The following is a 19,517-nucleotide window of genomic DNA, read 5'->3' as shown; positions in this document are numbered from 1 at the left end:
GTGCATTTCCCGGTGGGGGGCCACTCCAGGGGGCCAGGATGAGGGCCTCACCCGACGGGCAACGGAGGGAAAGTGTCATGGTGGCCCCAGACGGCATCGGCGTCTTACTGCGAGCAATCCGTGAAGGCGCCGGCCGCACCCGTGACGAACAGGCCCAGGTCGTTCAACAGACCCAGGGTGGCCGGTGGTTCGACTGGGAGAACATCAAGCGGTGGGAACTGGAGAAGCGGTTACCGGTCCCGGACTGGCACGAGACGATCGCCCTCGCGTATGGGCTGAACGTCGCGGACGTACAGCGGGCAGTCGCCGCATCGCGACAGCACCGACGCAGCCAGCGCAGGGAGAAAGAGGACGTGAAACGACGCAGGTTCTTCGGGGTGGCGGCCGCCGCTGTGAGCGCGACCGCATTGCCCGGCATCGCACAGGCCCGTGAGGGCATCGACGGGGCGCTCGCGGGTTCCGGGGCCGGTGACCTGGCCTACCTGGAGTCGGCATTCGAGCGGCATAGGGGCGGCTACCACGGCCGGGCACCCGACGACGTGCTGAGCGAGATGCAGGCGGACCTCGTCCTCCTCGGCCAGGTCCTCAATCAGCCTCACCCGGCCAGTGCACGCGCCGATCTCGCCCGGACCGCCGCGGGGATCGCCGGCCTGGTCGCCATCGTGCAGCACGACCGGGGCGACAAGGGGGACGCATTCCGCTGGTTCGCGACGGCGGAGAAAGCGGCCCAGGAGTCCGGCGACCGCAGGATGACGGCCTGGGTGCTGGCCCGGCACGCGATGGTGCCGCTGAACTACGGCGCCCCCGAAGTGGCCGTGCGTCTCGCGGCCCGAGCCCGCAGAGCGGCCGGCCGGACGCCCACCGCTGCCGGGGCGTTGGCGGCGGCCGTCACCGCGCGCTCCCTTGCCGCCATCGGCGACCACCGGGGCGCCCGGATGGCGGTCACGGACGCGCAAGGCTTGGTGGAGCGCCTCGACGGGCACGAAGCGGCCGACACGTGGTTCGGCTATCCGGCGCAGAAGCATTTCGTTCACCTCTCCCAGGCGCACACCCTCCTCGGGGACACCGAGGCTGCCTACGCGGCCCAGGACGACGCCCTCGACCTCACCGATTCCCCCTCGGTGATGACCCGGGCCCTGATCGCGATGGACACCGCCGCCTGCCTGCGCCTCGACGGCGACCCCTCATCGTCTGCCGAGATGGCGGCAGGCGTCTTCGATCGCCTCCCCGCCCCCTACCGTGACGGCCTGATCCGATCCAGGGCCGAAGTCCTTCACCAGGCCCTCGGCGGTCGTCCGCGAGACCTTCTCGGTCAGGCGCTCGCCTGACCGCGCGGTGCCAGACTCGAACCATGAGCACACTGTGGCAGGCCGGGGACCCGGACATCGTGGCTGCTGCTGAAGCCGACGTGGCGCGCAATATGCGGCGGCGCACCGAGGCGCCCCCGGGATGGCGCTTCACCACGTGGGACGCTGTCGGTCCGGGCGACATCGTCCGAACTCCGGCTCGGTGCCAGCCCGTACGGGGAGCGTACTCAGCATCCCAGCAGCGAACACTGGCTCTGACCTGGGTAAAAGGTCGATCCCGTGAGGCGGGAGGGTTCACCGGAACTTCACGGCCGATCCCGCCGGACGGGCACCGGCGGCAACGTCGTGCCCGCCCGACGGGCACCGTCTTTCGCACTCACGACCCCTACAGGTGGCCATGCAAATGCTGCGCGACAGCCACCCACACCCCACCCACCTACAGCAGATGACTCCACCGTCAAGGCGCGCACACCTACGTACCGCTCCCCCACCCACCGGGTCTCCCCCGGCCACTTGGCGGTGACCTTGTCTGCGCTGACGGCCTGAACCATCAGCTCGTACACCCCAACTGCTGGCGCCGCATCGGCACCAAATCAACGTGCGTCGAGCGGGGGACGGCCCGTCAACGTGGCCGTGAGCAGCCAGCATGGCAGGAGAACTGGACCGCCGGGTGGCCGAGGTATCAACCGGATGCCTGCCGCAGCAACGGGCTATGCCTCGCCGTCGAGATCGCGCTGCCTGTCAGCGAGGTACTCCCGGACGAGGCGGCCGAGCACTTCACCCTCGTGCGCGCGCTCGTTGAAGACGGCGCGCTGGAAGGCTCTGACCTCCTCCCGCTCCAGGAACGCGTGCAGGAGCCTCGTCTGCGGATGGAAGTAACCGCAGCAGATCAGGCGCGTGCAGTGCCCCTTCAGCTCCCTGACCTTCGGGGTCCGCCATGGGTAGTGCGGGTACCCCTTGAGCTCCGCCTTGCAGCGATCAAGGATCTTGAACAGCTCAGTCTTGTTTCCCCACTTCTCCTCGCCGTAGTGCAGCTCGAACCACTCGCGGCGATCCGCGTCGGCTATCTCTCGCTGAACGCGTTCCACGCGCCTTGTGATGCCGGCGAAGACCTTCGGGCTCATACTCCACTTGGAGCGCGTCAGCTCCGGATATCGGTGGCAGATGTCCATATCTGCAACCCAATGCGCGGCGCTCTCGTGCTTGCTCTTCCGGAGGTTGCAGGGCTTGCAGGCAGGGACGAAGTTCCACCAGATGTCGTGGCCCGCCCCGGCGATCGGCCTTTCGTGGTCCAGTGTGGTGGACGGGGAGCGGCCGCAATACACGCACAGGCCACGTTGCGCAGTCAGCACCATCAGCCACACCCAGGCCTTCTGCTTGCCTCTGTCACCTCGGCGAATAGCTTCCACTGCACCCCTCCTGCCCGTAGCTGGCTAGGCGGGATCGTAAGACGGGGCACTGACAATCCGTAGCCGTCGGTCGATCGTCACGCGGTTCGACGGGGAGGCAAAGACGTCGCGGCGGGTCAGTGCGCGGTGCAGCTGCCCCAGGACACACACCACGTAGGCGTCGCTGTCCACCGCGCCCTCAGGCAGTGCGGTGTTGGAGTACACCGCCTTCTACCACGCCGGCGGCACCAGCTCGGCGTCGATCTCCTTGGGCAGCAGCGGGCGCTGGGCCACCTTGCGCCGGGCCAGCACCGGCAGCCGTCGCACCGCCTTGAGCACCCGCCGACCGCCCTGCGCGGCGCCCAGCGCCCCCGGCACCACGCCACGCAGTGATCCACTCAAAGGGGCGAACTCCGCGCACGCTGTGGCAAGCCATGGTGGATACGGACCTCGAGTTCGGGGGAGGAACCGGCGAGCGACGATCCCAGCACCCCACGAGAACCCTCCGGTGCCGCCTTCAACCGGCTCGCCCCCGTCCTGTCGATGCTGGCCCGCGCCTCCCAGCTGCCACTGAAGGACCTGAGCAGCAGAACGCGCTGCTCCGCCTCCTACCTGTCCCGCGTCCTCAGCGGCGAGCGCACCCCCACCTGGACTCTGACCGAACGCTTCGCGCGCGCCTGCGGCGCGGACTCCAGCGTCCTGCGCACAGTCTGGGAAAGCGAGCGCCTGCGCGAGAAGGAACCGGTCAGCCTTCCGGAGGACGCCTCGCTTCCTGCCGGCGCCCGGCTCCTCAACGCGCTGAACACCCTCCATGTACGGGCCGGCCGCCCCACGCCGTACGACATCTCCGTCGCCAGCCGATGGCGCCTTGCAGTGGAAGAGGTAGCACCCGTACTCGAAGGCGCCCAGATCCCGTCCTGGCCCTTCTCTCCCGCCTCCTGCACGTTCTGGGCGGCGACCTCGACTACTTCACCCCGCTGTGGGAAAAGGCCTCCGCCGAACACCGACACCTCCCCCGACACCTGCACACCCGCACGCCGGCAAAGACATCGGAAGCAGCAGCCAAACTCGACGGTGTACTGACCAAGTTCGGCGAAGCACTCGCCCAAGACGACGAGTCACTCAGAGAATCACAGAGGGCCAGACTTCTGGAACGGCACGCAGAACGCGCGCTGAATCCCACCAGCCGCCGCACCACACCCCTGCAGCAACAACCGCGGTGAGCGGAGCCCTCACGACAGCAGGATCCCGTCGCGGCCATTGATCCGATGCGCTTCCCGGGGCCGGCGATTCGCCGGCCCCGGGAGGAGCGAGCCTGACGGTGCGAGCGCTGTTACTCAGGTGAGTGTTGGCGACCGATGCGAGGGGACTCACGAAGCTCGGAACCAGCGCGCGGATACGGCGTGCGGGAATGTCGCCTGCCAGAGCCTGGACAGCGAGTTCGGTACCTGGTGTGGCAGCTGCGCCGAAAAGCTGACGGAGCAGGTGCAGTCCTTCGGCAGCGACGGCGCCGACCCGTGAGTCCTTGCAGAGAGTGTCGAAGGACGCTGCTACCTGGCTGGCCCGGACTGTAGCCATGATCCGGTAGACGTCTCCGGCGTCTTTGGCGGACAACCGGTGGGGTTTCCCCTTCTCAGCGTCGATGACCCGTTCGTTCAGCTTGTATGCCTTGGCAACGAGTAGCGCGGCTGGGCCGGCGACATAGGCCTCCACGCTGCGATCGTCCTGCGGCGTGAGGCTGGAGATGGTCATCAGCGAGCGGTCCACGGCTGCGACCTCGAGGCCGGGGACCTTCTTGGCCGCCCAGCCATCGTGAGGCGGCATCTCGGTGCGGCGCTTCTTCTTCGAGCCGGGCACCAGGTTCTCGGGCACGAGGAGGTCGACCTCTACGCCGAGTTCGACGAGATGCGGTGGGGTGCCACCATGCGCTTCAGCGACTGAAGCGCATGGTGCGTCTGCTCCGAGTTCACCGTTCGTCGGTCGTGATGCAAGTTCGTTCAGTCGCCGCCAGAGCCCGAGCTATAGAGCCCAGCGATGTCTTTGGACGTCGTCCACCGGCTGTAGGTGGGCGACTGAGGCCAGCCCTCGGGCGAGTCCTGCCATTCCTCCTGCCGTCCGTACGGCAGGACATCGATCAGCGCGAAGGTGTGACTGAGTTGCTCGGCCCCCCGCCCGTTGGTCTGCCAGGTGCGATAGACGGTGTCGCCGTCGCGCAGGAACACGTTGACCGCGAATCCTCCGTCGGGCGGTGCACCGACATCGGCCCCGAATGAACTGTTGGCAGTCGAGTACCACGCCATCTGGTTGCCGACCCGCTGCTTGTAGGCGAGTGCCTCTTTGATCGGGCCTTGGGTGACGACGACGAATCGAGCATCGTAGTTGTCCAGGAACTCCAGGCGGGTGTATTGCGAGGTGAACCCCGTGCAGCCTGGGCACTGCCATTCCTTGCCCGCGAACCACATGTGGTTGTAGACGATTAGTTGCCTCTTGCCTTCGAAGACGTCCACCAGTCGAACAAGGCCGTCCTCCCCTTCGAGGGTGTAATCGGGCATCTCGGCCATCGGCAGACGACGGCGCTCGGCCGCGATCGCGTCAAGTTCCCGCGTCGCGGCCTTCTCCCTGGCACGTAGTGCCTCGAGTTGGCGCTCCCAAGTCGCGGCGTCGACGACGGGTGGTAGTGCGTGCGTGGTCATGGTTCCCTCACAGAGCTCGTGTGCGGCTTTCGCCTGTGCAGAGGCAGACTCCACCAGCCCCCGGAACTCGTCGGTGGCCGGCGTTGCCGACTATGGTGCCGACGGCGTTTTGGCGGGCAAGCCGAGGCGGTCGCGTAGTCGGGTCGGAGCGCCAGCCCAGGGCAGGTCCGCGCGCCGCAGCAGCGCGCGTAGCAATTGGCACACAGATCCGCGGACACCCCGCTGTGCCCTCCGGTTCGTGCAAGGGCGTGCGCCACGGCATTCTGCCGGACCGCAAGGACGGTTCGACCTTCAGAGAAGGTCAGCAGCGGTGATGCGGTGGAGGTGGAAGAGCACGTCGAATGAAGGTGCGAGGCGCACGGGCAGGGGTTCTGTGGGCCAGGCGGTTCCGATGAACCGGGTCGGCCGCGGCTCGGCCAGCCAGGCGCGGGCGGGCGCGGGTGTCGTACGCAGGTCGAGGTAGTAGTCGCCGGGGGACACCGCGTTCAGTGTGTGCTCGTTGCTTCCCGGTTCCGACGGTCCCACCGAGAAGACCCGGACCGGCTCGGCGGGGTCGGTCATGTCGTTCGCGTTGAACGAGCCCTGCCCGAAGGTGAAGCCGGCGGTGAGGTAGTCGTCGCCGACCATGTCGCGCAGGAACGCGCCCTGTGAGGTGGGGTAGTTCGCCGGATCGCCGGACTCGTAGGCGATATGTCCGTCGTGGGCGGAGAGCAGCATCCGGTGACCGGTCTGCCGCTGCCACCACACGGTGTTCTCGGCCATGACCCGGTCGCGGTAGCGCATGGCCTGGGGGATCTCAGCCGGGTCGAAGAGGTCGTAGCCGTACTCGGTGCCCACCTGGGCGATGACCCGGGAGTGCTGGAGGACCCAGGCGTGCTCCTCCCGGTCGGGGCCGGGCTGCTGCCGCTCCAGCAGCGCCAAGGCGCGGTTGACGTCCGCCGCCATGCGCCTGCGCTCGTCGAGGGGCTTGTACAGGTACGCCTTCATGGCGTCGTCCACGCTGCCTTTGGGCCGGGAGTCGCGGTAGAGATCTTCGATCTCCGGCAGCAGCTTCGGGTAGTGCGTGGCCGTGTACGCGGTGACCTTGTCGAACAGCTCGGGCCCTGCCAGCCCGATATCGTTGCCCATGAACTGGACCTTGTGGCGGTGGTGGAGATTGTGGCCCCGCATCCAGGTGACGAGGTCCAGATACTCGCGGGTGTTCCAGACTGCGTAGGAGTTCTGGAACTCCTCGCGCATGATCTGCTCGGGATCCCCCTTGCCGTGCAGCACGTAGTCGTTGAGGCGCAGGCCCGCGCTCCAGTTGGCCTCGAGGGCGAAGGTGGTGAAGCCCTTCTCCTCCACCAGGTACCGGAAGACCCGGTGCTTCATCATGAAGAACTCACTCGAGCCATGAGTCGCCTCACCCAGCCCGACGATCTTCGCCGTCCCCACCATCCGGCCGAACGGCCGCAGATCGGCCGAGGGGCCGTACGGTCCTGTCGAGGCCAACGGGCGCGATGCCCGCGCCAGCGCTTCGGCCACGTCCTGTTGCGCGGGGGCTGCCCGGGCGGCCGGCCCCGCCGCGATGAGCGAGGCCAGCAGACCGAGGACGAGGAGCAGCAGCGGACGTGAAATCCGTCGAGATGCGGTGTGCGGATTCATGGATCAAGCGTGTCGATCTTCCGGCCCGATTCCAATGGCGTCGGCACCCCTCTTCGGGTGGGGCCAGCCCCCGGTCAGTGGTACAGCAAATGCCCCTCGCGCATTTGGCGGAACGAGTCCAGCCCGTTCTGCCAGGCCGCCACCACCTCGTCCGGACTGGCACCCGCGTCGATCATCGTGCGGACCGTGGTGGAGCCGGTCAACTTGTCGATCCAGTTGTCGGGGCGTCAGGCGAAGCCGCTCCAGCTCCGCTTGGCGGTCACCAGCAGCGCGATGCCGGTACGCACCGGGTCGTACGCCTCCCGGTCGTGCACATGCAGCTGCACCCCGCCGACGGTCTGCCCCTGGAACCTCGAGAAGGTCGGGGCGAAGTACGTCTCCCGGAAGCGGACCCCGTGCAGGTCCAGGGCGTTCGCTGCCTCCGCCCAGCGGCGGTCGATGCCCTCCGCGCCAAGCAGCTCGAAGGGGCGCGTAGTGCCGCGGCCCTAGCACCGGGAATTACGTGAAGTTAGCCCTGGGGAAATGAGTGACCGTCCACACGTTATCCACGGCCAGGACTGGGTCCTGGCCTCGCTGCAGAGTGAGGGGATCGGTGAGGGTCAGTACGGTCTGCACCCCCAGGTACACCCCGACCCGGCCTGCGGCCTGCTGACGGCGGGTGGGGCGCACCGGCAGCTCCTGTTCGACCCTGGCCAGGACGGAGGCGTGCCAGCGGTGTCCGTGCCGGGAGACGGTCAGGCTGGTGACGATCGCGTGGCCGGAGTCGATGAGCCTGGTCAGCTCGCGTGGTGACTGGTGGAGGCGGACGGTGAACGCCGGCTGTCCGCCTCCGCCGGGTATTCGCAGGCGCCGGGGGCCCTCGAAGCGTATGTCGGGGTTCTTCAGGCTGTGGACGATCCGGAAGGACTCACGTGTGCCGCCGCGGCGCTTGAAGCGGGGGAAGCCCATCGGTGGCCGGCGCCCGGCCAGGGAGTCAGTTCTTCCACGCCGTGTCGGCGTCCTCGAACGCGGTGTAGTAGGCGCGGTTGTTGACGCCCTCCCACCAGGCGAAGGGCTGCCGGGGCTCCTGCCCTTCGCGCAGCGGGCCGATGAATCCCTGGCCCCGGGTCTCGCGCCAGTAGGCCTGGGTCCGGTTCCGGTTCGGCACACGGACCTTCGGGGCCTTCTTGTTGGCCTCCGCCCTGTCCATGCCCTCGGCGATCAGCTGGTCACGGCCACGGCACCAGCATAGACAGCGATCTTCATCCCGAGCGCGAAGTTGAACCCACACCGGGAGGCAGTCGCATAACGGTGCAGGATCTCGACCTGCGCCCCAGTCGGGTCCAGGGCATAACGGTAGGCCCTGATGATCGTCTCACTCATCCGAGGATCATCACAGCCACCACTGACAGTGAGAACAGCTCCGGTGGGGAGCGGACGAGTTCAGGGCCCCGATCGCGTCCTGTCCCCCGCGCCGGTCACCCGCCACACCGGCTTGGTCGGGCCCGGTGTGCTTGCCCAGCTCCGATACGACTGGGCAGCGTAGAAAGAATGGCTTGGTCCGAGCGCTGAATTCCCCTGTCGGGAAGGTACTTTGTCCGCTTGGCTGGCCCCTGAGAGAAGGATCCGGATCAGACACCGAACACCTGCCCTGAGAGCGGGAGCAGACTGATTGCGGGCGGGGCTGCTGCCTGGCGTGAGGGCGGGTTGAGTGACGGGGGTGCGGGGATGTCGGGGTCGGGAAGTAGGGGTCGGTCGCGTGGTGAGCTGATCCGGCAGCGTGCGCGGGCGCAGTTTGTGGGGCGTCGGGCGCAGTTGTCGCTGTTTGCGGAGAATTTGTCGAAGGATCCGGAGTCCGAGGAGGATCCGGCGGAGTTTTTGTTTCATGTGCGTGGGGTGGGTGGGGTGGGGAAGTCCACGCTGCTGCGGCAGTGGCAGGGGGCGGCCCGGCGGGCGGGTGCGGTGACTGCGGTGGTGGATGAGAACGATGTCCACGGTGTGCAGCAGGCCTTGGCGGAGCTGGCCCGGCAGCTGGCCGAGCAAGCGGGCCCGCTGAAGGAGTTCGACAAGGCGCTGGAGCAGTTCCGGCGGGAACAGGAGACGCCCGCCGAGCCGGCGCCTGGGGAAGGGGAGGCATCGGTGTCGAGCCGGGTGGTGACGCAGGCCGCTCTGGGGGCGGCGTCGCTGATCCCGGGGGCCGGCGTGGTCGCCGCGATGGCGAACCCGGATACCGCGGCCCAGGGGCTGGACCGGCTGCGGTCCGGGGCCCGGAGCCGGGCGCACCGGCGTGGGCGGGGGGGTGACGAGGCGAATTTGAGCCGGGCGTTCGTTTCGGAGCTGGAGCGTTTGTGCGGGCGGCATCGGTGGGTGGTGCTGTTCTTCGACACGTGGGAGCAGACCGGCCGGTACCTGGACGGGTGGCTGCTGGAGTTGCTGGCGGAGCAGTTCGGTCCGGTACCGGTAAATGTGATGGTGGTGCTGGCCGGGCGGGATGAACTGGCGGAGCGTGAGTGGGCGCCGCTGCGTGCGCAGGTGGCGGATGTGCCATTGGAAGTCTTCACCGAGGCCGAGACACGGGACCTGCTGACTGCCCGGGGCGTGACCGAGCCGGGCGTGGCGGAGGCGGTGCTCCAACTTTCATTGGGGCTGCCGCTGCTCGTGGAACTCCTCGCCCTGGCCCGCCCCAGTGCCGTCGAAGAGGTGGACGCGAGCGGGAACATGGCGGACGTAGCGGTCGAGCGGTTCGTGCAGTGGATCACAGACCCGCACCAGCGCGATGCAGTACTGGCGTGCGCGCTACCGCTGCAGCTGAACGAAGACGTGTTCACCGCCGCGGCACAGCCGGAAGCAGAAGGACTGTGGGAGTGGCTGTGCGGGCAGCCGTTCGTCAGCGGCCGCGGCGACTTCAGGCACTACCACGCGGTGGTACGGGCCAGCATGATCCGTCAGCAGCGCGCCCACTCTCCACAGCGCTGGACCGCAGCGCATCTCCGGCTCGCTGACACCCACGCCACCTGGCGCACCGCCGTTGAGGAAGACGTCGCCGAGGCGAAACGCTGGGAAGATCCCGGATGGCGCCGACACCGTCTGGACGAGACCTACCACCGCCTGTGCGCGCACCCTGCGGCCTATTTGACGGCCGCCCTCGAACAGGTCGTGCAGGCCGCGGACCAGGACACGGGGGTACTGCGGCAGTGGACCGAGACCCTTGAACAGGCCGCACACGACACCGCTGACGCCGCCCTGCTGAGCTGGGCCGGCCACCTCCGGAACGCCCTCGCCGACAACGAACCCGCTCTCGCGTGCCTCACCGCCCTGCTGACCCACGGCCGGCTGAGCACCCCAGCCCGGGGCCAAGCCCATACCCACCGCGGCCGCCGTCTCTACCTCGCCGACCGCGACGAAGAGGCCCTCGCTGAACTCGACCAGGCCATCGCCGCTGCCCCTCGCAACGCCTACGCCTTGGCCTGCCGGGGGGAAGCCCATCGCTGGCTTGGCCACATAGACCAGGCCATCACCGACTTCACGACGGCACTCGACATCAACCCCACCTACGCCTCGGCCCTCGGCTCCCGCGGCCAGGCACACCGGCAAGCAGGTCGCTACGACCAGGCCGTCACCGACCTCACCGCCGCACTCAACATCAACCCCACCTACACCTGGGCCCTCGCCCAACGCGGCCAAGCACACCGGCACGCAGGCCACTACGACCAGGCCATCACTGACCTCACCGCCGCGCTTGACCTCGACCCCACCCTCGCCTGGGCCCTCGCCCAACGCGGAGAAGCACACCGCCAGGCCGACCGCTACGACCAGGCCATCACCGACCTCACCGCCGCGCTTGACCTCGACCCCACCGACGCCTGGGCCCTCGGCTCCCGCGGCCAAGCACACCGCCAGGCCGACCGCTACGACCAGGCCATCACCGACCTCACCGCCGCGCTTGACCTCGACCCCACCCTCGCCTGGGCCCTCGGCTCCCGCGGCCAAGCACACCGGCAAGCAGGCCACTACGACCAGGCCATCACCGACCTCACCGCCGCACTCAACATCAACCCCACCGACGCCTGGGCCCTCGCCCAACGCGGAGAAGCACACCGGCACGCAGGCCACTACGACCAGGCCATCACCGACCTCACCGCCGTACTCAACATCAACCCCACCGACGCCTGGGCCCTCGGCTCCCGCGGCCAAGCACACCGCCAGGCCGACCGCTACGACCAGGCCATCACCGACCTCACCGCCGTACTCAACATCAACCCCACCGACGCCTGGGCCCTCGGCTCCCGCGGCCAAGCACACCGGCACGCAGGCCACTACGACCAGGCCATCACCGACCTCACCGCCGCGCTTGACCTCGACCCCACCCTCGCCTGGGCCCTCGGCTCCCGCGGCCAAGCACACCGGCACGCAGGCCACTACGACCAGGCCATCACCGACCTCACCGCCGCACTCACCATCAACCCCACCGACGCCTGGACTCACGCCCAACGCGGCCGAGCACACCTGCAGGCCGACCGCTACGACCAGGCCATCACCGACCTCACCGCCGCGCTTGACCTCGACCCCACCTACGCCTGGGCCCTCGCCCAACGCGGAGAAGCACACCGCCAGGCCGACCGCTACGACCAGGCCATCACCGACCTCACCGCCGCGCTTGACCTCGACCCCACCGACGCCTGGGCCCTCGGCTCCCGCGGCCAAGCACACCGGCAAGCAGGCCACTACGACCAGGCGCGGGAGGATCTGGGACGTGCCGTCGAAGCCGACCCGGAGGATCGTGGCTACGCGTTCGAGAAGCTCATGCTCGACACAGTGGAGTCGGGGATCGGAGCGTGTGTGGAGCAGTGGAGCCAGTTGCTCGCCTCCCCGGTGAGTACGCCGGAAGGGGACGCCACCAGGTTCTTCGACCTGTTCCGGGTACTACTGCTCGAACCGGAAAACAGCGTGGCGGAGGCAACCAGATTGTTCCTCGCCGGGGGCCCGGACCACGACGCCGTCACAGACCTGCTGCTCTACCTGGCTGAACTCTCCGCTTTGGGCGACGAACTGGCCAACCGCGCGCGGCAGTGCCGCCAGTTCATCACGGATCACGCCTCAGGATGATTCGACGGACCATGCGCTACGCCGCGTACCCGGGGTCCATGGTCGCACCCGGGTGCGCGGCAGTTCGTACGGCCGGGACGGGCACGGCCTCCAGGCGGTCCAGGCGATCGTAGAGGGCGCGGACGAGGCGGGCGGTTCTGGACGCAGCGCACGGTGCCCTCCGGCGTCGTGGACAGCAGCTCTTCCGCCTCCTGGAGGACGACGTCGGCGAGCGCTTTGGGCCCGCTGTTCTTCGGCAGCTGGTCAGCGCGGCGGCGGATGTCGGAGGCGATGGCGCGGGCGTGGCCGGTCAGCTGGAGGGCGATCTGCTCGTAGTCGCGGGCCGTGAGCGTGTCCTCGCCGGACCACGCGAGGACGGCCTTGACAAGGCATTCGTACGGTTCGCGGTCGAGCGGGAGCTCCGCTTCGATCAGTCCGTCGGGGTCGTACAGGACCGTGTGCGTGCTGGTGTGCATGGCGGGCCTCGCTGCCGGGGGCGTCGTCGCGCGGGTGGCCGGCGGTCACCGCGGGTGTCCTCGCCGCCGCCGTCGGGCCCGTCGTCCTGGTCCTCGGTCCGCTGAGCGAGGAACCGGGCGAAGACCCAGTCCGCGCGGGCGAGCAGGGCCGGGGAGGGAACGCCGGAGCCAGCTGGGCCGCGCCGGGCGTCCAGACAACGATCCGCTTCCTCCGGCTATCGCGGAGAAAGAGGTGTCGGCGAGCGCGAAGGGCTTGCCGACAGGGCCTGACCAGGCAAAACGAGCAAGATCACGAAAAGGGGGTTCCCACCTCCGGTGCAACCCCCGGTAAAACGCTGGACCACAGGGTTCAGCCACCCCTCCAGCCACCCGTGGGTGCAACCCCATTCGCAGCGGCGCGCCCAGGCCTGGATCGCGGCGCGAAGAGGAGGCTGTTCACGGTGGCGGCCTTGACCCTGCGGATCTCCGAGCGGCCGTGGCCGGTGCCCCTGGTGCGGCCTTGACGCGAAATGTCTTTCCAGGGAAGGGACTTGAGCTGTCTGCACAGCTTCTTCTGGTTGCCTTTGACGATCACGATGTAGTGGGCCCCGCGTCCGAGGAGGTAGCCGGCGTGCTCGCGCTGGGTGGCATCGCTCGTGACCACGACTCGAGCCAGCTCGGCCACGGTGTCCAGCAGCGGCTGGAAACAGGTGATCTCGTTCGTCTTCTCTTCTCGCCAACATCCAACTGGGCGAGGACCAGGCCGGTAGTGTGCTCCAGCGCGGCGAGTAGATGGATCTTCCGGCCCTTCGCTCTGGCCGCGCCACGCAGGCTCTTGCCGTCCACGGCCAAGCCGCGAAGCTGGGTGTCCGGGTCTCCGTCGACCGACGGTCCGCGAGCCAGCGTCCGACCGCCCGGTCCAGCGCGTCGCCGTCGATGCGGGCCAGCAGCCGACGGACCGTTGTCTCCGAGGGCAGGACCCGCCTTGGCAGAAGTGGATCGCGACGGGCGCCGACCTGTTCCAGCACGTGCTCTGGGGCGAGGCGATCCACTCGCCGACCGCCAGCAGTGAGGTCGCTCCGGCCAGCACCGCACACGCGGTGAGTGCAAGCACTACGGTCAGGCGGTGGCGCACTCCGCGTGGATCACGCGGGTCCGGTACTTCAGCCAGCCGCTCCGGCAGACTGAGGACCTCCTCGGATACGACTTCGAGATGTTATCGGAGCTGGTCAAAGGCACATGTGATTGGCGATGATGCGTCGGCAGGCACGGTCTTCGGATCACGTGGTGTCGAGAACTCCATGATCTTGGAAGCCGTGCCTCTCACGTTCAGGCCCTGTCACCAACCTGACGGACCACCACGAACCGCGCATCACGCAACTACGCCGAAGCCCTGTGTGGATGCCCCAACGGGCCAGGGCACCCGCCAGGCTTCCAGGACGTGGCGGGCCCGCCACCGGCGCCCTCCGATACGATTCGGCTTCATCGCGTCTCCTCTGGATAGGTGAGCTCGGTCCGGTCATGTAGGGTCCGCGACTTGGTGAGCAGTTATTCCTGCGGGAATACTGGAATCCACACTGGCTGCGTACTGGTTCCGTTGGCCGGACGTAAGCAATAGGGGCAAGCCGCATCGTGATTGGTAACAGCACGTGAGCCGAGGCAGCGGTAGCTGCTGAGGCGGAAGGGCGGTAACCGTCGAGGTTCCCCCGCGTACGAATTCGGCGACTACCGAGTCTCGGGAGTTGCACTGTCGGCAACTGGTTCCCCGTCTGGGTATGGGGTCGGTTCGGTGTTCGGACGCTCCCAGGTCAGCCGCAATACGACGTTGCCTTCCGTAGCCGTTTTTGCGATGACCGCGCCGGCTTCGGCGCTGAACTTGACGCCAACTTCAAGTTCAACCGACTTCGGCTGGACAGAGAGAGAGGTAAGCCTGCTGAGCGCCGTTTCAACTGCGCCGCGGACTTGGTCGAACGTCTCGCTCAGCGAGCGGACAGCTGTGGCGGCGGCATCTCCCGCCCGGCCCGCTCGCGCAACCCCGGAAGTCGTGGCGTCCACCTCGGCCAGCACTGAGGTGGATTCGGCATCACCCGTCGAATTCGTGAGCGGGATGCGTATGAGTTGGTGGCTCGACATGATTTTTCCATTCTGTGAATCTCGATGCGTTCTCCGATTTGGTGCTGTTCCCTCGAAGCGGGCAGCGACGCTTTTCCTGCTCTGCTTATGGGCAGAGCGGGCCTCGGTACGCACCGGGTGGCAGTCTCTGCTCTGCCGCAGGAGACAACGCCGTTGAACCGAGGATCCCACAGAGCGCGGTGAGCCATCGTTGGGGACCCCCCGCGGGTGAGACCGGAGGACCGTCCGATACCCAGAATTCAGGGACGGCCGGGAGTCGTTGCAGGGGGTCATTGTTGCCCTGCGCCTTGACTACGGCGTTCAGGTTGTCGTCAGTGAGGAGGGCTGTGGTGCCGTTGGGGCCGAAAGTATCGATCGTCGTCCACGGGCCGGATACCACAGGAATTCCCGAAGCATTAGGAGACGACTCCTTGGTATAGGTAGACCCAGAACTAACTCCTACGAGGCGCGTGCCTTTGGCTCCAATAATGATCCCGTTGAAGACGCTGTCAGTTACCAACGGCTGGGTCGGCCCGACAGGCTGACCGCTGGGCAGTCGATATAGTGAAATGGTTTGCGTAACCTTGCGGTTCTTCTCTGAGACTGTGGTCTGGACGACGGCAAGGACGCTGCCCTCTGGGCTGACATCCATCATGGGCATGCCAGCGCGAGGAATGCCGATCACGTGCAAACGGGGGGATGTTTGTGTGAGGTTCCAGCTTCGGACTCGGCTGGTGCCAAGGTCATCGCTGATGGCGACCAGTCCCTGTCCACCCGCAGTGAACCAGCAGTGGGTCGGAGCGTTGTCCTGGAAGTTCAGGGTGTGCTCGATATGGCCGTCAGCAGCGTTCCAGACGATGATCCGGTTACCTCCCGTGACTGCTGCGATCCGCCGGCCAGTGGGGTCGTAGGCCAGCGATATGTAGTCGGTGTAGTCCTCCTGGTGGCCGAACTCCACGTCGCCTTGGGGCGGATCTTGAAGCGTCCGGACGACTCGGCTGGTGCGAACGTCGTAGAGGACGACCGGGGAAATATCGCTGGAGGTCATGGCGATCAGAGTTCCGTCTGGGGATACGGCCGTGACGTCCTCGTGCCTTCCGGTGTTCCGGGGAGCCTGAACCGGGTCGCCGCCGAGCTGCCAAACCATCTGCTCGCCGGCTGCACTCAGGGAGACTATGGTCCGTCCGTCAGCGCTCACCGATGGCCCACCGCCAGTTTCGGCGATGGAGCCGTATGCCGGGACGAGCAGGTCAGCGAATCCGTAAACTTCGTAGTTTTGTTTTAGCAGTTGCTTAGTGCCGGTGGTGTCGCCGGTGAGATAGGCGCGCATAGCGAGTAGTACGGCGTTGTACTTGTCTGCCGTCTGTCCGCTGGCTGCTGCGTCGCGGGATTGCTGGACAAGGACAGCGGCTGCAGTGGCCTTCGCAGCATTCCTGCTGCTGGCCTCTGCTGAGTGCCGCCACAGGAAGGTTCCTGTAGCGGCGATCAGCGCCACGGCTACGGTCATCGCGGTTGCGACCAGCCGCCTGCGGTGTGTCCGCGAGACGCTGACCTCAATGAACTGCCGCTCGATTGGGGCGATTTCGTCTCCGCGCTTCTTCCGCCAGCTGCGTGCCTCGCGCAGGTCGACGCCGGTCAGACTACGCCTGACGGGGCGGCCTTCGCTCTCCCACCGCGCGATCCGCCGCCTGAGTCCTTCCTGCCAGCCGCGGAAATCCCGGTCCGCCGCGACGAGGTCGCGCAGCCGGTCCCATTGCGCCACCAGCGTCTCGTGGGCCAGTTCGACTCCTTCGACTGATTCCCCGCCAAAATGGTGCTCCCCAGTCGGCATCAGCAGCCGGGTGGTCATCAACCGCTCAGCTATGTACCACTGCTGCGGGCTCAGGTCGGTGCGCAGCACGGTGCGCCGAGTCGGTGATGTGTCCGGGCCGCCGGGATGGACCAGTTGCACCAGCAGACTACGGGCGTGTCGGCGGTCGTCAGTCGGCAGCGCGAACCAGACCTGCTCGGCGTGGTTGGCCAGGGTTTTGGCCACTCCACCCAAGTCGTCGTAGTGGGCGTGGCTGATCAGCCCGTTCTTGACGCTCTGCATCTCCCACAGCCGGGTCAGGGTGAACTGCAGCAGCGGCAGGCGCGTCGGGTCCGGTCCCAGGTCGGTCAGCAGGCGGTTGACCAATCCGTGCTCATAGCGCACAGCGAGGTCGCTCAGCGGACCTTCCACCGCCGACCGCACCTCCTCCTCCGACATGGGCATCAACGGGAATAGTCGGCTGTCATCGACCAACGGCGCCACCGCGCGGTGGCTGAGGGCAGCGGTCAGGAAGTCGGCGCGCAGCGCCATGAACACCTGCATCCGAGAGCCGGGGATCGTGCAGTGGCTCAATGCGGTGGCGAATGCTTCCAGATCAGTCTCGGAGGGGGCGGTCAATGCCTCCTCGAACTGGTCTACGACCAGAAGCAGCCCGCGCTTGTCTTGTACAGCCAGCGCCCGGTTCACCAGCGCGTCGATCCGCCCTTGCCGCAGCATTGCGGTCACCTGCGGCTCCGCCGCCATCCGTGCAGTCTGCGTCGCGCCGGGCTCCAGTAGCGGCAGCAAGGCAAACGCCAGCTCTTCCAGCGGAGTACGGCCAGGTCGCAGCACCGCGATGGCCAGATCGCCGTGCCGCCGCAGCAATGGCAACACCCCGGCATTGAGCAGCGAGGACTTCCCGCTGCCGGACGCCCCCACGAGACAGACGCCGGACCCCACAGACATGCGGTCGGCGATCCGGCGGGCTGCGTCGTCCCGGCCGTGGAAGACCGGCGCGTCGTTCTCCATGAACGGGTGCAGGTCCCGGAACGGGCTGCGGGCCTTGGCGGCTTCCCGGAGCGGGGGCCATGCCGCGCAGAGTGTAGAGGTGGGAATCATGTACGCCGTGCGTCGGCCCCGATCCACGTCGGTGGTGACCACCATGCCGACCACGCCGCCCAGGTCGCGGTCCCAGACAGGTGCCCCTGAGAACCCGCGCTGCACGGTAAACTGACTGGCCGGGTCAGTGTCGTACTGGAACCAGCCGGTGGCCTGCCTGCCGCGCAGCAAGCCCGCGCTGTACACGCCGGCATCGTCGCCCAGCGGAAAGCCCACGGTTCGCACCTGTAGTTCCGCGACAGCGCCGTCTTCCACCAGCCGGGCCTGAGACGCTTCGGGCGGTGCGGGTTCCGCAAGCCGGAGCACTGCGATGTCACCCGTCCCGTCTGCTTGGACCGGGACCCACGCCACAACAGTTGCCCCCACAGGGCGGCCCGGAGCAGACAGGGGAAAGTCCAGATGTAGTCGACCCGCAGGCGGTCTGCCCGGCTCACAGCCCGCGTCCGTAGCTCCCGGACCTTCAGGGTCCGCCTGCGCGTCTTCGAGACCCAACGCTGCGGCCACTACGTGCGCGCAGGTAACCACATCCCGCTCGCCTGTCAGAAAGCCCGCCCCCTGCGGGGTCCCGAGCCTGTCCAGGATCCGGACCACGGACGTATCGCTCGGCCCGGCACTTACCCTGCCTAACGGGTCGTCCTTCGGCCCCATCAGCACCCTCCCCAAACCTCCCGGCAACCGCCCTGTCCTCGCCACAGCCCAACCAACGTAGCGGGGCGACAGGACAGGCGTGCCCGGTCACGCAAATAGCACGGCCGAGTGCCGTTGCGACACCAGACATGACGTACCCATATCGTCCATGCAGGAATCGCCCGGATTTGTTCTGCTCGTGATCACGCGGAATTGCTCACGAAACCGCGGATCTTACACTCGGGCCGGTCATGTAGGTTCCGCGAATCAGTGAGCACTCGCGAGTCTTTGACCTGCGGTGTCCGAAGCAGTGAGCAATGCCGGTGCCGCGTTTCGGCATCCGATCACGAGCAATCCTGGCCATCGGCAACGGGCTTCACGCCCAGTAGTCGCGGTAAAGCCCCAGGTCGCGAGACCCGCTGCCCACCGAGCCGCGGAATTGCTCGGACAGTGCTCATGATTCGCTGACAGTGTTCACGGATTCACGGAACCCACAGGTCAGCGGGTGGTGAGGGGCCGGGGCAGCAGGTTGCGCAGGAGTTCCGCCGTCTCGGCGTCCATGTCGACCCCGCCGCCGAGCTGTTCGTTGATATTCGTCAGGGTTGCGGCGGCTTGGCGGAGGGCGTCGATGTCGCCGGCGGCGTGGTGGGCGAGGAAGATCTGGCGGTGCAGGGTCTCGTTCTCCTCGGCGGCGAGCAGGCCTCGGCGGGCTGCCCACAGGGCGGCGGGGACATCTCCTGCTTCGCGGCGGCGCGTGGACAGTTCGTACGCGACGTGCGTGATCGCCGAGACCATCTCCTCGATGGCGGGCTCGGCCCAGGCGTAGCGGCCGGGGTCGATTCCGGTGAAGGGGCGGCCGCGGACCAGGGCGAGCGCGCGTCGCAGTGCGAGGTCGCCGTCTTCTGTGTGGTCGGCCAGGCCCTTGCGGGTGTGTTTCTGGAATCGGGTCCAGTCGCAGGCGGTGTGGGGTCCCAGGCGGTAGCGGTTGTCGCCGGTGTCGTGGACGCGCGGGAAGCGCGGTTTGCCGTCGGTGTCCGTGCCTAGCCAGGACCGTGTGCGGGAGATGACCTGGTTGCGCCTGTCCTTGTTGCCGATGCGGCCGGGCCATAGGGCGTCGTCGATGGCGTGGTGGTCGACGCCCGGGTTGAGGGCGAGGAAGGCGACCAGCTCGATGCCGATTCGCTTGCGACTGGAGTCGATGCGGCCGGTGGCTCCTGCGATGTTGATGGGGCCGAGCAGCAGCACGTCCAGCCCATCGCCGGCTCCGGGGTCTTCCGTCTGCGGGGGCCGGGTAGGCGATGTGGTCGTGGCGGTCGGAG

The 19,517-nt window shown here is 67.6% G+C and carries 14 protein-coding genes and 4 pseudogenes; 3 read left to right on the top strand and 15 right to left on the bottom strand.

The annotated features are described in order from the left end of the window. Positions 1-77: 77 nt before the first annotated feature. Positions 78-1,328, top strand: a complete 1,251-nt coding sequence (locus ACFU8Q_RS16190) for a transcriptional regulator (RefSeq protein WP_384453553.1) — start codon at positions 78-80, stop codon at positions 1,326-1,328. 689 nt (positions 1,329-2,017) lie between these two features. On the opposite strand, the gene ACFU8Q_RS16185 is transcribed toward ACFU8Q_RS16190, so the two are convergent. Further along, positions 2,018-2,716, bottom strand: a complete 699-nt coding sequence (locus tag ACFU8Q_RS16185) for an HNH endonuclease (RefSeq protein ID WP_384453550.1) — start codon at positions 2,714-2,716, stop codon at positions 2,018-2,020. 33 nt (positions 2,717-2,749) lie between these two features. Next, positions 2,750-3,064 (bottom strand): annotated as a pseudogene (locus tag ACFU8Q_RS16180) (hypothetical protein); the annotation flags it as partial. Between the two features lie 72 nt (positions 3,065-3,136). On the opposite strand from ACFU8Q_RS16180, the gene ACFU8Q_RS16175 reads away from it, so the two are divergent. Then, positions 3,137-3,778, top strand: a complete 642-nt coding sequence (locus ACFU8Q_RS16175; RefSeq protein ID WP_384453582.1) for a helix-turn-helix domain-containing protein — start codon at positions 3,137-3,139, stop codon at positions 3,776-3,778. Between the two features lie 39 nt (positions 3,779-3,817). Here the strand turns inward: ACFU8Q_RS16175 and ACFU8Q_RS16170 are convergent, their stop codons facing one another. From ACFU8Q_RS16170 to ACFU8Q_RS16140, 7 genes and pseudogenes are all read right to left on the bottom strand, one after another. Further along, entirely contained in the window at positions 3,818-4,567 is a 750-nt protein-coding gene (locus ACFU8Q_RS16170; RefSeq protein WP_384453548.1) for a hypothetical protein, read from the bottom strand. A 125-nt stretch (positions 4,568-4,692) separates the two neighbouring features. Beyond that, positions 4,693-5,388 (bottom strand): DUF899 domain-containing protein, encoded by a 696-nt coding sequence (locus ACFU8Q_RS16165; RefSeq protein ID WP_384453545.1) that lies wholly within the window; start codon positions 5,386-5,388, stop codon positions 4,693-4,695. 291 nt (positions 5,389-5,679) lie between these two features. Continuing rightward, the gene (locus tag ACFU8Q_RS16160; protein WP_384453542.1) at positions 5,680-7,032 is read right to left on the bottom strand and encodes an erythromycin esterase family protein; all 1,353 of its coding nucleotides are present in this window, start codon (positions 7,030-7,032) and stop codon (positions 5,680-5,682) included. A 74-nt stretch (positions 7,033-7,106) separates the two neighbouring features. Continuing rightward, positions 7,107-7,517 (bottom strand): annotated as a pseudogene (locus tag ACFU8Q_RS16155) (DUF1343 domain-containing protein); the annotation flags it as partial. Positions 7,518-7,530: 13 nt separating this feature from the next. Further along, positions 7,531-7,980 carry a hypothetical protein gene (locus ACFU8Q_RS16150; RefSeq protein WP_384453539.1) on the bottom strand — a complete coding sequence of 150 codons (450 nt, stop codon included), beginning with the start codon at positions 7,978-7,980 and terminating at the stop codon, positions 7,531-7,533. A gap of 25 nt (positions 7,981-8,005) precedes the next feature. Next, complete coding sequence (locus ACFU8Q_RS16145; protein ID WP_384453536.1) at positions 8,006-8,221, bottom strand: hypothetical protein; 216 nt, start codon at positions 8,219-8,221, stop codon at positions 8,006-8,008. A gap of 11 nt (positions 8,222-8,232) precedes the next feature. Further along, positions 8,233-8,394, bottom strand: coding sequence for a helix-turn-helix domain-containing protein (locus ACFU8Q_RS16140; protein WP_384453534.1), 162 nt, complete (start codon positions 8,392-8,394; stop codon positions 8,233-8,235). Positions 8,395-8,916: 522 nt separating this feature from the next. Between ACFU8Q_RS16140 and ACFU8Q_RS16135 the strand changes: the two genes are divergently transcribed. After that, positions 8,917-12,117, top strand: a complete 3,201-nt coding sequence (locus ACFU8Q_RS16135) for a tetratricopeptide repeat protein (RefSeq protein WP_384453531.1) — start codon at positions 8,917-8,919, stop codon at positions 12,115-12,117. Positions 12,118-12,133: 16 nt separating this feature from the next. On the opposite strand, the pseudogene ACFU8Q_RS16130 reads toward ACFU8Q_RS16135, so the two are convergent. From ACFU8Q_RS16130 to ACFU8Q_RS16105, 6 genes and pseudogenes are all read right to left on the bottom strand, one after another. Beyond that, a pseudogene (locus ACFU8Q_RS16130) lies at positions 12,134-12,572 on the bottom strand (DUF6415 family natural product biosynthesis protein). 349 nt (positions 12,573-12,921) lie between these two features. Continuing rightward, complete coding sequence (locus ACFU8Q_RS16125) at positions 12,922-13,236, bottom strand: hypothetical protein (RefSeq protein WP_384453529.1); 315 nt, start codon at positions 13,234-13,236, stop codon at positions 12,922-12,924. 360 nt (positions 13,237-13,596) lie between these two features. Further along, positions 13,597-13,722, bottom strand: a pseudogene (locus tag ACFU8Q_RS16120) (transposase family protein); the annotation flags it as partial. A 554-nt stretch (positions 13,723-14,276) separates the two neighbouring features. Then, positions 14,277-14,684, bottom strand: a complete 408-nt coding sequence (locus ACFU8Q_RS16115) for a CU044_2847 family protein (RefSeq protein WP_384453526.1) — start codon at positions 14,682-14,684, stop codon at positions 14,277-14,279. Positions 14,685-14,769: 85 nt separating this feature from the next. Next, positions 14,770-18,219, bottom strand: a complete 3,450-nt coding sequence (locus ACFU8Q_RS16110; protein WP_384453523.1) for a trypsin-like peptidase domain-containing protein — start codon at positions 18,217-18,219, stop codon at positions 14,770-14,772. A gap of 477 nt (positions 18,220-18,696) precedes the next feature. Beyond that, on the bottom strand, positions 18,697-19,517 hold an 821-nt coding region (locus ACFU8Q_RS16105; RefSeq protein WP_384453520.1), incomplete at its 5' end, for a BTAD domain-containing putative transcriptional regulator.

The sequence above is a fragment of the Streptomyces sp. NPDC057543 genome, assembly GCF_042801895.1.
GTDB lineage: Bacteria > Actinomycetota > Actinomycetes > Streptomycetales > Streptomycetaceae > Streptomyces.
This window is presented reverse-complemented; position numbering and strand designations above follow the sequence as displayed.

Bases quoted from the DNA above. Each gene is read 5' to 3' on its own strand.
- ACFU8Q_RS16115 (WP_384453526.1), bottom strand. From the start codon at position 14,684: ATGTCGAGCCACCAACTCATACGCATCCCGCTCACGAATTCGACGGGT.
- ACFU8Q_RS16150 (WP_384453539.1), bottom strand. From the start codon at position 7,980: ATGGGCTTCCCCCGCTTCAAGCGCCGCGGCGGCACACGTGAGTCCTTC.
- ACFU8Q_RS16140 (WP_384453534.1), bottom strand. From the start codon at position 8,394: ATGAGTGAGACGATCATCAGGGCCTACCGTTATGCCCTGGACCCGACT.
- ACFU8Q_RS16110 (WP_384453523.1), bottom strand. From the start codon at position 18,219: ATGGGGCCGAAGGACGACCCGTTAGGCAGGGTAAGTGCCGGGCCGAGC.
- ACFU8Q_RS16165 (WP_384453545.1), bottom strand. From the start codon at position 5,388: ATGACCACGCACGCACTACCACCCGTCGTCGACGCCGCGACTTGGGAG.
- ACFU8Q_RS16190 (WP_384453553.1), top strand. From the start codon at position 78: ATGGTGGCCCCAGACGGCATCGGCGTCTTACTGCGAGCAATCCGTGAA.
- ACFU8Q_RS16160 (WP_384453542.1), bottom strand. From the start codon at position 7,032: ATGAATCCGCACACCGCATCTCGACGGATTTCACGTCCGCTGCTGCTC.
- ACFU8Q_RS16145 (WP_384453536.1), bottom strand. From the start codon at position 8,221: ATGGACAGGGCGGAGGCCAACAAGAAGGCCCCGAAGGTCCGTGTGCCG.